This is a genomic window from Bdellovibrio sp. HAGR004 (assembly GCF_055397015.1).
Window position 1 is genome coordinate 1617915 of record NZ_AP029176.1, and the last position, 14119, is coordinate 1632033.

The 14119-nt window shown below is 43.2% G+C and carries 16 protein-coding genes and 2 pseudogenes; 8 read left to right on the plus strand and 10 right to left on the minus strand.

Features of this window, described 5'->3' with window-relative positions; genetic code table 11:
• Nucleotides 1-23: 23 nt before the first annotated feature.
• Nucleotides 24-1652: a GMC oxidoreductase gene (locus tag ACZ5ZV_RS08125; RefSeq protein ID WP_464120903.1), complete on the plus strand. Its 1629-nt coding sequence runs from the start codon at nucleotides 24-26 to the stop codon at nucleotides 1650-1652.
• Nucleotides 1653-1804: 152 nt separating this feature from the next.
• On the opposite strand, the gene tnpC (ACZ5ZV_RS08130) is transcribed toward ACZ5ZV_RS08125, so the two are convergent.
• The 3 genes from tnpC (ACZ5ZV_RS08130) to ACZ5ZV_RS08140 are packed head-to-tail and all read right to left on the minus strand — an operon-like array spanning nucleotide 1805 to nucleotide 4175.
• Nucleotides 1805-3361 carry an IS66 family transposase gene (gene tnpC / locus ACZ5ZV_RS08130; protein WP_464118795.1) on the minus strand — a complete coding sequence of 519 codons (1557 nt, stop codon included), beginning with the start codon at nucleotides 3359-3361 and terminating at the stop codon, nucleotides 1805-1807.
• The gene (tnpB, locus tag ACZ5ZV_RS08135) at nucleotides 3361-3774 is read right to left on the minus strand and encodes an IS66 family insertion sequence element accessory protein TnpB (RefSeq protein WP_464118794.1); all 414 of its coding nucleotides are present in this window, start codon (nucleotides 3772-3774) and stop codon (nucleotides 3361-3363) included. Before tnpB (ACZ5ZV_RS08135) ends, tnpC (ACZ5ZV_RS08130) begins: the two co-directional genes overlap by 1 nt.
• Entirely contained in the window at nucleotides 3765-4175 is a 411-nt protein-coding gene (locus ACZ5ZV_RS08140; RefSeq protein WP_464118793.1) for a hypothetical protein, read from the minus strand. The genes tnpB (ACZ5ZV_RS08135) and ACZ5ZV_RS08140 overlap by 10 nt, the downstream gene beginning before the upstream one ends.
• A 218-nt stretch (nucleotides 4176-4393) precedes the next feature.
• Between ACZ5ZV_RS08140 and ACZ5ZV_RS08145 the strand changes: the two are divergent.
• A pseudogene (locus tag ACZ5ZV_RS08145) lies at nucleotides 4394-4519 on the plus strand (transposase); the annotation flags it as partial.
• Between the two features lie 24 nt (nucleotides 4520-4543).
• On the opposite strand, the gene tnpC (ACZ5ZV_RS08150) reads toward ACZ5ZV_RS08145, so the two are convergent.
• The 3 genes from tnpC (ACZ5ZV_RS08150) to ACZ5ZV_RS08160 are packed head-to-tail and all read right to left on the minus strand — an operon-like array spanning nucleotide 4544 to nucleotide 6924.
• The gene (tnpC, locus tag ACZ5ZV_RS08150; protein ID WP_464118790.1) at nucleotides 4544-6109 is read right to left on the minus strand and encodes an IS66 family transposase; all 1566 of its coding nucleotides are present in this window, start codon (nucleotides 6107-6109) and stop codon (nucleotides 4544-4546) included.
• Nucleotides 6110-6514, minus strand: a complete 405-nt coding sequence (tnpB, locus tag ACZ5ZV_RS08155) for an IS66 family insertion sequence element accessory protein TnpB (protein ID WP_464118791.1) — start codon at nucleotides 6512-6514, stop codon at nucleotides 6110-6112.
• The gene (locus ACZ5ZV_RS08160) at nucleotides 6514-6924 is read right to left on the minus strand and encodes a hypothetical protein (protein ID WP_464118810.1); all 411 of its coding nucleotides are present in this window, start codon (nucleotides 6922-6924) and stop codon (nucleotides 6514-6516) included. Before ACZ5ZV_RS08160 ends, tnpB (ACZ5ZV_RS08155) begins: the two co-directional genes overlap by 1 nt.
• 78 nt (nucleotides 6925-7002) lie before the next feature.
• Between ACZ5ZV_RS08160 and ACZ5ZV_RS08165 the strand changes: the two genes are divergently transcribed.
• A complete protein-coding gene (locus ACZ5ZV_RS08165) occupies nucleotides 7003-7128 on the plus strand; it encodes a hypothetical protein (protein ID WP_464120905.1) in 126 nt (41 codons plus the stop codon).
• A 20-nt stretch (nucleotides 7129-7148) separates the two neighbouring features.
• Complete coding sequence (locus tag ACZ5ZV_RS08170; protein ID WP_464120544.1) at nucleotides 7149-7976, plus strand: IS3 family transposase; 828 nt, start codon at nucleotides 7149-7151, stop codon at nucleotides 7974-7976.
• A 163-nt stretch (nucleotides 7977-8139) separates the two neighbouring features.
• On the opposite strand, the gene ACZ5ZV_RS08175 is transcribed toward ACZ5ZV_RS08170, so the two are convergent.
• The 3 genes and pseudogenes from ACZ5ZV_RS08175 to ACZ5ZV_RS08185 all read right to left on the minus strand — a co-directional run.
• Nucleotides 8140-9278 (minus strand): IS3 family transposase gene (locus ACZ5ZV_RS08175; protein ID WP_464120906.1). Its coding sequence is split into 2 segments (ribosomal slippage): nucleotides 8140-9014 and nucleotides 9014-9278, totalling 1140 coding nucleotides; the frame shifts between segments, so codons are not numbered across the junction.
• 48 nt (nucleotides 9279-9326) lie between these two features.
• Nucleotides 9327-9650, minus strand: a complete 324-nt coding sequence (locus ACZ5ZV_RS08180; protein ID WP_464121401.1) for an IS66 family transposase — start codon at nucleotides 9648-9650, stop codon at nucleotides 9327-9329.
• Nucleotides 9641-9909, minus strand: a pseudogene (locus ACZ5ZV_RS08185) (integrase core domain-containing protein); the annotation flags it as partial. The gene ACZ5ZV_RS08180 and the pseudogene ACZ5ZV_RS08185, both read right to left, overlap by 10 nt.
• Nucleotides 9910-10164: 255 nt before the next feature.
• Between ACZ5ZV_RS08185 and ACZ5ZV_RS08190 the strand changes: the two are divergent.
• Nucleotides 10165-10869, plus strand: a complete 705-nt coding sequence (locus ACZ5ZV_RS08190; RefSeq protein ID WP_464121402.1) for a transposase — start codon at nucleotides 10165-10167, stop codon at nucleotides 10867-10869.
• Nucleotides 10870-11731: 862 nt separating this feature from the next.
• Here ACZ5ZV_RS08190 and ACZ5ZV_RS08195 read toward each other — a convergent pair.
• Nucleotides 11732-12094 carry a hypothetical protein gene (locus ACZ5ZV_RS08195; RefSeq protein ID WP_464120907.1) on the minus strand — a complete coding sequence of 121 codons (363 nt, stop codon included), beginning with the start codon at nucleotides 12092-12094 and terminating at the stop codon, nucleotides 11732-11734.
• A 373-nt stretch (nucleotides 12095-12467) separates the two neighbouring features.
• Here ACZ5ZV_RS08195 and ACZ5ZV_RS08200 point away from each other — a divergent pair, with 373 nt between their 5' ends.
• The 3 genes from ACZ5ZV_RS08200 to ACZ5ZV_RS08210 all read left to right on the plus strand — a co-directional run bounded on the left by ACZ5ZV_RS08200 (nucleotide 12468) and on the right by ACZ5ZV_RS08210 (nucleotide 13898).
• A complete protein-coding gene (locus tag ACZ5ZV_RS08200; protein WP_464120909.1) occupies nucleotides 12468-12707 on the plus strand; it encodes a hypothetical protein in 240 nt (79 codons plus the stop codon).
• 70 nt (nucleotides 12708-12777) lie between these two features.
• Nucleotides 12778-13041 carry an IS66 family insertion sequence element accessory protein TnpA gene (gene tnpA, locus ACZ5ZV_RS08205; protein ID WP_464119616.1) on the plus strand — a complete coding sequence of 88 codons (264 nt, stop codon included), beginning with the start codon at nucleotides 12778-12780 and terminating at the stop codon, nucleotides 13039-13041.
• A 38-nt stretch (nucleotides 13042-13079) separates the two neighbouring features.
• The gene (locus ACZ5ZV_RS08210) at nucleotides 13080-13898 is read left to right on the plus strand and encodes an IS3 family transposase (protein WP_464121378.1); all 819 of its coding nucleotides are present in this window, start codon (nucleotides 13080-13082) and stop codon (nucleotides 13896-13898) included.
• Nucleotides 13899-14119 lie beyond the last annotated feature (221 nt).

Consider the following 14119-nt stretch of genomic DNA (forward strand, 5'->3'; position numbering starts at 1 on the left):
TTAAAATACCCAAAGGGATAATTATGAATTTTAATTTTGACGAGATAAAATCAAAAGTATGGGATAATCTTATTATTGGAACAGGTATGGGTGGAGCGGCCATTGGATATAGTTTAGCTCAACAGGGTCAAAGTGTTTTATTTTGCGAAAAAGGATCCCGACTTGAACCAAATGATGGTAAAATAATTACTGGAGCTTTTACTGAAACATTTTATAACGAATCAACGACAGCAATAAAAAGAGAAGTTCTCTGTAGAAAAACAGGGCGCTCCTTTGAATCCATTCTTGATATTTCATCAAGACATAAGCAGCATCTATTTCCCATGTTGGGAATGGGAGTTGGTGGCTCTACAAGTATTTATGGTATGGTTCTGGAACGATTTTTTCCAGAGGATTTTAAACCTTCATTGTTTCATGGCGATAACAGTGAAAGTTCCGCTCCTGATGAATGGCCAATTGAATATGATGATCTTTTGCCATATTACGAAAAATGTGAAGGTTTTTTTAAAGTGAAAGGTAGTGTTGATTATTATAAAAAAAATCAATTTTTCAATTATCAATCTCCTCCTAAGCTTAGTCATGCGGCTGAGAATATAGTATTACAGTTAAAAAAAGATGGACTCAATCCCTATATTTTACCAAAGGGTTATGAAAATGTGGATGAATGTGAAACTTGTCAGGGCTATTTGTGCGCAAAGAATTGTAAAAATAATGCATGGAAAGTATTTATAGAGCCAGCCTTAAGTAAACATCAAGCGCAGTTGTTACATGATTGTGAAGTTGTCAAACTTGAATCTGATGATAAGACTGTCTATTCAGCCCTAATAAATTATATGGGAAAAAGATATGTGATTCGAGCTAATAGATTTATATTAGCAGCTGGTGCTATAAACTCAGCGAAACTGTTATTAAAGTCAAAATCACCTCATTATCCTGAAGGACTTGCAAATAAATCTAAACTAGTTGGGAAAAATCTAATGAGGCATCTAATTGATCTCTATGTTTTAAGAATAAATCCTGCATTAGGAAATTCTGGAAAGCAGAAAGAAATTGGATTGAATGATTTTTATATTCATGAAGGTGTCAAGTACGGAAATATTCAGACGTTTGGGCGACCGCCTTCTTCAAATGCTATATTAGAGGATTTGTCTTTAAAGAACAGACTTCAGGGGAAAAAGTTTATATCAAAAACTCTTAATCTGACTAAATCTATTACATTACCTATTGTTGAAAATATGTTTTCAGGTGCTATGATTTTTGCAGCCACCCTTGAGGATTGGCCGTATCTAAACAACAAAATTTTTATAGATGAAAGCGATCAACTTGTTATTAATTATAATATTCATAATTCGGAACGAAAGCGGATAACAAATTTTCGCAAAATATTACTTAATAAACTTTCAGCACTAAACCCAAAATTGATTAAATTCGCTCATAAAAATGAAATGCTTGGTCACTCATGTGGAACCTGCCGTTTCGGGAATGATCCAACCACGAGTGTTTTGGATGCTAACAACAAAGCACACGATTTAGAAAATTTATATGTCGTAGATGCATCATTCTTTCCAACAAGCAGTGGCACCAATCCAGCACTCACCATAGCTGCAAATGCTCTTCGTGTTGCAAATATAATTACAAATTCTAAAAAATGAATGTGAATGATATTTATTAATTAGGCCGAATCATAGGTTGCTTTTTTTTAAAAGAGATGCTTTTATTTTTAATCAAAACTAGTAACTACTCACCTAAATTCCGCAATTTTGTAGTTTTTTAGAGGCATAACGTGAACCCTGCGTAATACGCGCTATTGACGAAGAGCCCGAGCATGTGCCAATGGCGTGGGCGGAGCTTTTCCCGCAGCGACTAAATGCAGAGCCATCGACAAATAACTTCGCGGATCAAGGTCATTCTTTTTACAAGATTCAATTACAGTGAAAAGTGTGGCGGCGGTATCTGCGCCAGCGTGATTTCCAGATCCGTAATAATTCTTTCTTCCGACTACAGCATGACGGATCGTACGTTCGGCCTCATTGTTTGAAAGAGGAATACGGTTATCATTTAAGAACAACATAAATCCGGCCCACCTTTCTGTGAGATACTCTATAGCCTTTCTTTTCTGACTGCCAGGGCGTGAATTTGAGTACTCTCCTATGAGATTTTTATGAAGACCCTCGGTAATCAACTGACTTTTCTCTTTTCGTAGCCGCAAAAGGTCTTCAAAAGAGGAAGCCTCTCTTTCAATTTCAAATAATCGATCAATATCATCTAAGATTGGTTTTACTGTTGGATCGTGGTCTTCAATTTTTATAAATTCTCTGCGTGCATGTGCCCAACAGAATGCTTGGGGAATTTCTAATTTCGCTAGTATGTTGTATCCAACATAACCATCAGTAACGACAGGTCCACTGTATCCACTCAAAAAATCCTTAACAACTTGTCCTGATCTGGTGGGCTTAAAACAATAATGACTACCGTAACGATTGCTTACCACCCACATGTAGCCATCTTTTTCAGTCTTATCTTGGATTTTCCAAGGGGTTTCATCCAGGTGTAAGGCAAGATCGCTTGATTTCAATTCTTTGAGAATTTCAGCTTGTACAGGTTCAAGACTAGCAGCTGCAAGTCCAGACAATCTTGAGAGAGTACTATTTTGGATCCCTTTTAAACCCAGCGATTCCATTTCTCGGGTCTGTCTTTCTAAGGGCATGTGGCTGATATATTTATCAGCCACAACACTGATAACAAAGTCAGTTGAATAGTTCATTCCTGGCAATAGGCCCGAAGGGCCATTGGCAGTGATAATAACTTCTTTATCTGAGTCTGGAATGAACTTTGGATCCAGTTTATATTTATACTTCTTGTGGATTTCTTTGACATAGGATCTTTCAATGATTTGTATTTGAAAAGATTCATCATAAAGACCCGTATTTTTCCACATTGATGGATGTGGATTGTCGATACCACGAAGTTTTGCTTCTTCATTAAGTTCGTCATCTGAAAGATGGTGCGCAACTTCGCAGCTAGGTAAACCTGACCATTTATTTTTCTTTTGCTCTTCACGTGACACTTCAGCAGGGAACGCCGCTTGGCTGAATAACATAGCCTCGGTTTGGCTTTTGTCACGAGGACGATCTGTGGCTTCAGCTCGTTTTTCAGTGGATTTACCAAAAATACTTCTACGGAGCAGCTTTATACGCTCATCTAGGTTGAATTTAGACTGCAGGCTAAGCGCTTGCTCCTCTTGAAGTTTGGCAACTAATAGTTTTTGCTGTGCAATGAACTCGAGAGCTTGCGACAGAAGTGCCTGCAATATGCGGGGATCTTTTTCGCTTTCAATAATTTTTCGAGTTCTTTCATCCATCAGCCGGGAGTTTGTAAAAACCCTTGCGGAAGATCAACAGCTTCCCTTTGCGTCACTGGGATTTGTGGCGCTAAAGCTGCCATAGAGCGGTCAACAATAGGTGTTCTGATCACACTTCCGTGGAAAATCAGCTTTAATTCTGACAAACTGACCTCCGATCGCCCCAATAGTTCGGCCAAAGACATAAAGTTCCCTTTTTCCATACGTTTTGAAATCAGTACCAGCCCTGTCCCATCATAGAAAATAGCTTTGATGCGCTTACGGTTTTTCCCGAAGAACAAATACACATGTCCCTGATCCATAATCGCCTGCATTTGATGGACACATAAAGAATGTAATCTTTCAAAACCACACCGCATGTCGATACTTTCGCGATATACAAATGCCCGAAGCCCCTTGCGGTCTAAAAACATGATTTACCTCGCTGAAGTTCAAGGATGGTTTTTACGGCAATAGATTCTGGTATCTCTAAAATATATCCTTCTGGAGTTCTAACCGTCACAGTTAGACCCAGATTAGTTTTTTCTTCTAATGAAGGTCCAACTGTGACAGTTGGACCTGGTTGGACTGTTAATGCATGAAAGTCAGATTTAATATTTTTCTTGGGCTTCAATCGCCACGACATAATAGTTGCATAGGGGATGTCGATTTGTTGGGCTGTTGCTTTAACTGGTACATCCAGGGCAAATAATTCTTGGATTCTGGACTTTATGGATTTCGGCCAAGGTTTTCTGACGGAGCTCACTTCGGAATGATATTGCCGAGTCAGCTCTTGGATTTCTTCTATTAGTTGGTTCGCACGCTGTGTTTTCATGAATCGCAGCATGCTGGATATTGATTTCAGTTCCTAGACGCGTTTTATGCAGTGGTTACGGCATAACTCATAAAATGTCGATCATTTCTTTTTGAGGTTGCAATAATACTGTAACCCCTGCGTAATTCACACTATTGACTGTGACCTTGGCCCCAAAAACTGGAGCACTTGATTCCTCCCAACAAAGCGCGTAAAAGACGTGCATGAAGGGGGCGCAAATGCGCAAATCCAGATTTTCAGAAGAACAGATCACCAAGATTTTGGCCGAAGGCCAGGCCGGGGCATCAACCCAAGATCTTTGCCGCAAGCATGGCATCGCAGCCCATACGTTCTACGCTTGGAGAAAAGTAAACCCTGCGTAATACGCGCTATTGACGGATGGCTCGTGCGTGTGCCAGGGGTGTTGGTGGGATTTTTCCTTCGGCCACCATGTGTAGCGCCATTGAAAGGTACGTTCTCGGATCGAGGTCGTTCTTTTTGCAGGATTCGATAATTGTGAATAACGTAGCAGCAGTTTCCGCGCCAGCATGATTTCCAGATCCGTAATAGTTCTTGCGCCCCACTACGGCATGACGGATGGTGCGTTCAGCTTCATTGTTGGACAGCGGGATACGCTGATCCCTCAAGAATAACGTAAACCCATTCCATCTCTTGGTAAGATACTCAATGGCCTTGCGCTTCTGGCTTCCCGGACGGGACTTGGGGTGCTCTTCTAAAAGTTTTTGGTGAAGATCTTCGGCGACGGCGCGACTTTTCTCATTTCGCAAACGCAGAAGTTCTTCAAACGACGTGGCCCCTCGCTCAATCTCAAACAACCTGTCAATGTCATCCAGTATTGGTTTTACGGTGGGATCATGGTCTTCAATTTTTATAAATTCTCGGCGCGCATGCGCCCAGCAAAATGCCTGAGGAATGCCAGCTTCTTCAAGTACGTTGTAACCGCCATAACCATCGGTAACCACGGGACCAGTATAGCCACTTAAAAACTCTTGCACGACTTGCCCAGAACGAGTTGGTTTGAACAAATAGTGACTGCCGTAGCGATTGCTCACGATCCACATGTATCCGTCTTTTTCGTTCTTATTTTGGATACCCCATGGGGTTTCATCCAAGTGAAGTGCTAGATCGCTTGATTTTAGCTCGCTCAAGATTTCCGTCTGAACAGGTTCAAGGCTTGCTGCTGCAAGCCCGCTAAGGCGTGACAATGTACTGTTCTTGATCCCTTTAAGACCAAGGGACTCTATCTCTCGGGTTTGCCGTTCCAAAGGCATGTGACTGATATACTTATCAGCCACGACACTGACCACAAAGTCAGTCGAATAGTTCATGCCAGGCAATAGGCTGGAGGGGCCATTGGCGGTGATGATGACTTCTTTGTCCGGATCCGAGTTAAATTTGGGATCAAGCTTATATTTGTACTTTTTATGAACTTCTTTGACGTAAGAGCGTTCGATTATCTGAATACGGAAGGATTCGTCGTACAGGCCAGTATTTTTCCACATCGCAGGCTGTGGGTTTTCAATGCCACGTGATTTGGCTTCTTCGTTGAGTTCGTCGTCGTTAAGGTGGTGAGCAATTTCTAATTCTGGCAGGTTGGCCCATTTATTCTTCTTTTGATCTTCTCGGGATACTTCCGCCGGGAAAGCTGCCTGACTAAATAGAAGTGCTTCGGTTTGGCTTCTATCGCGGGGACGGTCTGTAGCCTCGGCGCGCTTCTCAGAGGATTTACCGAAAAGACTGCGACGAAGAAGCTTTACTTGCTCCTCCATTGCAAATGCCGACTGCTCTTTCTCAAACCGCTGCTTTTCGATGGCCTCAATCCGAGCTTCAAGCTTGCGATTATGCTCAATAAGATTCGCCATCAGCTGCGCAACCAGCTCTGGGCTTTCCTCTTTGAGGATTTTCTTTATTTTCTTGAGATCATCTTGTGCCATCTATGGATGACTTTGGCTGAGTCCTTTCGGGAGTTCAACAGACTCCCTTTGCGTCACTGGACTTTGTGGCGACAATGATCTGTCAACGACGGGTTTGCGTACAACACTGCCATGAAGAATCAACTTAAGCTCGTCCTGCGAAATCTCGTACCGACCGAGGAGCTCAGATAATGACATGAACCGACCTCGTTCAATCCTCTTTGCAATCAGCACCAGGCCACTGCCGTCATAAACCAGTATTTTAACCCGCTTCCTGTTCTTTCCAAAAAACAGGTAAATGTGCCCTTGATCCATAATGGCATTCATTTGATGTACACACAGAGAGTGCAATCGCTCAAATCCACAACGCATATCAATCTCGTCGCGGTACACAAAAACTCGGAGTCCTTTTCGGTCAACAAACATCACATTTCCCGAAGCTGACTTAGAAAGGATACAGCCTTGTGTTCTGGGAGGCAGATTAGGTATCCATCTGGAGTTGTGACTGTGACCATCTCAACTTTATGATCCGGTGATAAAGTTGGTATTGTGACGGTCCCAATTTTAGTTTTTTTGACCACCGGCAGGCTATGAAAATGACTGGCGGCCTTGCGGCCGCGGCTATCCGGAAGTCCCTCTGGCCGCCATTCCAGAATCGAGTAGTATGATATATCAATGGCCACAGATATGGCCTTGCCGTTCATACCAAGGGCGTACAGCTTGCTAACTCGATCTTTGATGGCATTGGGCCAGGCTTTACGTTCGCTACCAACCTCGGCTTGGTATTGTTCTTTGATCTGCTTGATTTCTTCGATGATTTTATTGGTTTCGCTCATGCCCCGAGCATGACAGGACGGTGGATCGGACGGAAGACGCGTATTACGCAGGGGTTACGGAGAAAAAAATACGGCAGCATGCAGGGCTCTGAGATTCGTAGACTTAAGGAGCTAGAGGCTACCATCGTGCGCTTGCAACGTGTGGTTGCAAAGCAGGCCGTGGAACTCGAGGCCGCCCAAGAGATTATCAAGGGAAAGTGGTAAGCCCCAAGCAAAAGCGCAAGGTGTTTGAAGCTATCAAAGACAAATTGAAAATCAGCAAACGATCACTCTGCAAAGTCTTGGGGCTTCAACAATCCACACTATTCTACAAGCAACAACGACATCGTAATGACGACGCACTGAAAGCCAAAATGCTTGAGATTGCGCAAGCCAAGGTCCGTTATGGCAGGCCACGGATTTCATTTATCTTGCGTGATCGTATGGGCTTTAAGGACAACCACAAGCGCATTGCTAGGATCTACCGAGAGTTGGGACTTCAGATGAATCGAAGATCGGGAAAGAAGAAGCGTTCAGGAAAGCGACTACTGTTCGTTGCGCCAACGGGACCGAACCAAATTTGGGCCATGGACTTTGTCTCTGACTCATTAGCAACAGGACGAAGATTTAGAACCCTCAACATTAAGGATCTTTTCACTCATGAGGCTGTTGCGATTCATGTTGATTTTTCAATCCCTGGTGATCGTGTTGCTGAAGTTCTAAGTATTCTCAAAGCACAAGGTAAATGCCCAAAGTCAATCATCGTGGATAACGGAACCGAGTTCACGTCAAAAGCGATGGATGTGTGGGCATACCAAAACGGAGTGGAATTGAAGTTTATTCAGCCAGGAAAACCGATCCAGAATGCATTCATCGAGTCGTTCAATGACAAGTTCAGAGGCGAGTGTCTGAACCTGAATTGGTTTGAATCCATTTATCACGCCAAGGAGGTCATCGAAGCATGGAGAATCGAGTACAACACGGAACGACCCAACTCAGCGTTGAAAAATAAAACTCCAGAAATGTTTGCCAAACAGTACGAAGAAAGATTAAGAGAGGTTTCTCAAACGTGAGGTTTCAAACGCTCCAAAGAAGGGGCCAAGGTCAACTGAAGCGTTTTCGTATTTTTGGTCCGCGCAAGTGGAGTTCTTATATTTTCATCACCTTTAGCGCTCCATCGAAGAGCCATCTTGATATACTGACGTGGATCTGACCAGCCGGGAGTTTTGCTACCACCTACTGTGTTAATAAATCCTTCGCAAGTAGTTTGAGTGTTGGTTGAAAAGTTTGCGGAGCTGGAGGTCGCCCACCTAGGCTGCTGTGGGGTCTGATCGTGTTGTAGTGAACTCTCCAACGCTCGATTATGATCTTTGCCTCCAATAGAGAATAAAAGATTTCCCCATCCAGAAGTTCGTATCGCATCTTGCCGTTGAATGATTCGCAATAACCATTTTCCCATGGACTTCCAGGCTGAATGAACAATGGCTGAACCTCAAGGCTTTTAATCCATGTAACAAGTTTTTTTGCAATGAACTCCGGCCCGTTGTCCGACCGAATGTGCTTGGGGATTCCGTGCCTCAAGAACAGATCAGCAAGAATCAAGATCACGTCCTGAGATCTGATTCGTCTCGCCACATACGAAGCTAGGCATTCGCGAGTATGTTCGTCGATGATATTCAGGATTTTAAACTTTCTGCCATCGTACGTCTGCTCAGAAACAAAATCATAGGACCAAACATGGTTCTTAAACTCTGGCCGCAGACGGATGCAAGATCCATCGACAAGCCAGAGCCTCGAGCGCTTTGGCTGCTTTTGAGGAACCTTGAGGCCTTCTCGTTGCCATATTGAATAGACTCTATCTTTGCCCACCGACCAACCTTCCATTTGCAGTAAATCAGTTACTTGACGATAACCATATCTGCCATATTCAGAGGCAAGCTCGATGACTCGCGCCTCTAGCTTTTCTTGCTCGTGATTCGGCTTTGGTTCATATCGTTGTGTAGATCTGATTTGTCCGATGACTCTGCATGCCCGACGTTCACTGATTTTCAGCTCCCGTACTGCCATCCGAACCGCATCCTTGCGCTTCGCCGGGCTTAGAAGTTTCCCTTAGAAACTTCCTTCAATATTAAATTATCAAGTGCTTGATCGGCGACGATCTTTTTTAGGCGCGCATTTTCTTGTTCGAGTTCTTTTAGACGCTTTGCCTGGTCAACGCGCATACCACCAAACTCAGCCTTCCATCTCGATAGGGTGACTGCCGTCACGCCAATCTTTCGGGCTGCCTCTTCTTGGGTTGCCCCTTTGCTTTGCTCAATTTCTGCAGTTCGCAACTTCTGGATGATTTCCTCAGGTGTAAATCTCTTTCGTGCCATGATTGGGTCCTTTCTTGGCCCAGATCTTATCACAGAACTTGGACCGATTTAAGCCGGGCAGGTCAGATCAATATCATTTTTTTTGCATGATTCAATACTAGTAAAAAGTGTGTCCGCTGTTTCAGCCCCTGAGTGCGAACCAGATCCATAATAATTTTTTCGACCAACGAATGCATGACGTATTGTTCGCTCGGCTTCTTTATTTGATAGTGGTATTTTGATATCCGTTAAAAACATTTCAAAACCCGGCCAACACTTTTGCAAATAGACTATGGCTTTTCGCTTCTGTGATCCAACTCGAGATTTTGGGTACTCCTCTATAAGAAGTTTCTTAAGAGCCTTGATAACCTTGTCACTTTCTTTTATTCGCAGGTCCTTTTACCATTGCAATTTTTTCCTTGATGCGTCCTCCTTTTGTTGTATTCCTTTAGCCACAGATCTAAATCTTCTTGAAGTTGTTCAATACTTTTATAGATTTTTTTTCTAAAAGCTATTGATAAAATTCATTGAGTATTGTCTTGTGGAACCTCTCACAAATACCATTTGTTTGCGGGTGAGCAGCTTTGGTTCTTGTGTGATCTACATCGTTCACGGCCAGATAAAGCTCAAAATCATGCTGCTCAAGCTTTCCTATGAGCTGAACGACAAAAACGAACCCGTCGACTTCTGGGTGGCAAGTCCACCGACAGTTAAAGAGATCGAGGGTGTCTTAACGAAAATTATCAACAAATTAACAAAATACCTGGAGCGGCAAAAAATCATCATCCGCGATGACGATGATGGCGGCTTCCAAATCCCAATTCCCGACGAAGACACGCTCTCTAAGCTTCAAGCAACATCAGTGACCTACAGATTTGCCACTGGCAAAAGTAAGGGTAAGAAAGCAATGGTGCTGAAGTCTGTCACCGACAATGACCACACTGCTACCCGTGGACTTGTCGCCAAGAACTCAGGCTTTAGCCTCCACGCAGGAGTTGCCACCAAAGCCCATGAGCGGGATCGACTCGAAAAAGTATGCCGATATATCGCAAGGCCTGCTATAGCTGAAGAACGACTTTCCACCAACGATCAGGGTGACGTGATCTACAAGTTCAAAAAGCCCTGGGATGATGGGACTACTGCCATGAAGCTTACACCAATGGAATTGATGGAGCGGCTCGTGGCACTAGTTCCACGGCCAAGAGTTCATTTGACCCGTTTTCACGGCGTATTGGCGCCCCATTATAAACATCGAAAACAAATTGTTCCAAAGCCTCCGGAACTCAAAGTCACAGGTCAAGAACCAGAAATTATTGACTCTAATATACTGGAGCAAAAGAAGAAAAACATTCCCTGGGCAAGATTGCTGGCAAGGGTCTTTGGCATTGAAGTCGAAACTTGCTCCAAATGCGGAGGCAGGATGAAAATCATTGCTGCTATCGAAGATCCCAAAGTGATTCGAAAAATCCTGGAACACATGGGACTTGACACAAAACCGCCGCCGCTAAAGCCAGCCAGAGGGCCGCCAAAAGTTAAAGATCATTTCGAAGACGACTTCGCTCAACAACACTTCGATATGAACTTCGACAATTTTAATCAGTCCGCAGATTGAGAATCAAAGCTGCGATGGACTTGTTCGCTCAAAATCTTGAAAAGTACCATCGAGAAATCAAAAACTCGTCGTCAGAGTTACAAATCACTGAAAATCGTTGCCAAAGGTCAATTCAAATCACACAATTTTAACAACAACCAAAGATAAACTAAATTTTAGGATGAACTAATTCGGACTTTGTTCTTCCTATCCTCTAAACAGATCATCCTCTTTCTTTGATAGCTCTGTTAGTCGGCCTAATGTATTTTGCTTAAGCTCCCCTGTTTGCCCCTATGGCTTTTATTTGCAGCAACTAAGTGCTCCATTATCGAGTCGACCACTTTATCCTGGAGTTGGATCCCCTTTACCAGCTCCTTCATTTTCCGCCAGATTTGATTTTACGATATATTTACTTGTTTAATCTTACTCTGTTTGTGAAGGCGTTTACCATCAATGCAATGATAGCAATGGTATTCCCTCTTCTCGCCCGTAGAAACGTCTGCCTTGGTGGGCGTATCGTTATTTGGTCTTACATCGGCTGCCGTTACAATCCTACGGCTGATAAAATTCATCTTTGTTATCGAATTAAAATCCAAAACGGCGTTGAAACTAAAAAGTTCACTACCCACGGCGACTGAATCGCAGAGAAATTAATGCGCACGTTAGGACGAAAAAAATAGTTAAATCCAACAGCATGCTTGTTTTACCTGCGACTGCTACCAATTTAATGGAGCTTAAAAAATCAGAACCTATTGCAACGGAAGCAGTTTTGCCCCCGGAAATTTGATTTCTGCATTTTTATAGACGCTCGGGGCGGAAAAAATCTCCGCCCGCTCTGTTTTGCGGAGATTTCGTAGTTTTTTAAATTTCACTTAGGAAGAGGTTATTTTACGTCAATTAAAACTGCTATGCAGTCACCATTGGTCTTACCTTTTTCTAAATAACAAGATAAATTTATTCTATTCTGTTTTAGCATTAGACTTAAATTTAGAAGATCAATACTGGATGCACTAGCCAATTGAGTTGAAATGAATAGATTTTGGTCTGGATGGGGTGCATTTAGATCTAATGTGTGTCCCGTGATTACTAAGCCATTTCTCCCATGTTTCATTCCTAATTGTAGGGTTGTTTCAAAGTGCTCTAAAGAAAAAAATTTCTTATTAGATGAGTTCGACACATAAATATCGGCTAAAGAAAAATTACTAATTAGTAAAATTAAAACTGCAATTGAAAAAAATGATTTCATTGAAAACTCCTCGTTTATTTATGTAAATACTGGTAGCACTTTTATAGCCAGTCAACGAATGGTAACCAAAGCTTTGGGGGGTTGCGGCAAAACGGCCTACAATCCTTTTAAACTGCGATGGTTGAGGACCCGTTAAGTTCCCAACAAAATAGCTACTGGATGCCGTTGGTGCCCCGTGGACGCGATCATTTAAATTATCCTTGTTGATTTTAGGTTCATTGGCCCCAAACATTGCAAAAACGGATATATTCGTTTTTGACAAAAGGCTCGCTGCAAATGACCAAAAATCGACAAGGTGACATTAGTTTGCTAGTCAGCCTTCAGGTTTTATGAAATATTCATCAGACGTTTAGATTTTAAGAAGGAGTCGACGATGAGAGACACACTTGTTTTGTTAACGCTTATAATTTTTGGGTCTACGGCTTCGGCCGGATATAAAGGCATTCCTTCTTACGAATTCGACTACACCAGCACCTCAATCGAAAATGTGAAAGCGAAAGTAGACGAGTGCCGAAAAGCTATTGAAGACGAAAAGAAAAAAGTTACTTCGTCAGGTTACAAAATCGTAGAGGAAGCGGCGTGCATGTCGGAGACCTTGACCTTCCCCCAATAAACCAAGCCACTTGAAAGTTCGTAAAAGCCTGATATAAACGCCCAAAAAACGGGCAGAAGAAGGTTTTTCGATGAAAAAGAGTAAGTTCACAGAAGAGCAGATTATTGAAATCTTGGGTCAGAGAAATGCGGGGAAGTCAGTGGAAGATCTTTGCCGCCAGCACAAGGTGTCAGATGCAACGTTCTATAAGTGGCAAAAGAAGTACGGCTCTATGAGCACGACCGAGGCCAAACGCCTCAAGGAGCTTGAACTAGAAAATGCCCGAATGAAGAAGCTTATTGCAAATCTGTCCTTGGACAACTTGATTCTGAAAGAGGCTCTGGGAAAAAAGTAGGAAGGCCCTCTGAGCGAAAGGTTCTTGCGCGCGCAGCGATTGAGAGCCATGGAATTACGGCACGGCGGGCCTGCAAGATATTTGAAATCAATCGATACACCTGGTGGTATCAGCAGAAGCCTGATCGCAATGCGGATCTTCGAGTGCGCATGAAGGAGCTAGCGGCCCAGCATCCCGCTTACGGTCATCCAATGCTGCACTACCTGGTCCGCAGGGAGAATGAGGCCCCGATCAACAAAAAGAGAACTGAGCGGATTTACAGAGAGGAAAAACTATCATTGCGGATAAAAAAGAAGCGTAAAAAACTTCGTCACTTACGACTGGCACTCCCGCAGGCCGAGGAGGCAGATTCAGTGTGGTCGATGGACTTTGTCCATGATCGCGCAGCAAACAATCAACAACTTAAGTTCCTAACGATGGTTGACCACTGTACGCGTGAGATGCCGGACCTAGTGGTCCGAAGTAGCTTTAAAGGTGTTGATGTGGCAGCGACGTTAGAACGCCTGAGAATGTTTGGCCGAAAGCCACAAACGCTGGTGGTCGATAATGGTCCTGAGTTTCGCTCTAGGAGCCTGCAGCGGTGGGCAACGTTAAATGGGGTCCGATTGCACTTTATTGAACCAGGAAAACCCCAGCAGAACGGATATATTGAATCTTTGAACGGCAAGTTCAGAGCAGAATGTTTGGATAGAAATCTATTCGACAATTTGGACTTGGCAAGGGTTCTGACGCAGAAGTGGAAAACGGAGTACGAGACCTACAGACCGCATTCGAGTCTTAACGGTCTTACACCTTCAGAGTATGCAAAAAGTAAAGGATCAACAAAGCAGGTAAATAGCGAACTCAAAACTGGCTAGGTCTTAGGGGGAAGGTCAACCTTCACTGACAAAGGAAAAACTTTCGATTCAGTTCGCGGCAAATTTTCCTTTCTTAAGTAATGCCGTCAAACACTTGTTTGCAAGGCTCTGAACGCAAAAATGGCCCTACCAATTTAGGCAGAGCCATATAGGTCGTCCCATTCCAAAGGGTTCAGCTCCCTATATTAAGATGAAGTATTTTGAGACTGGCTTTTGAACCG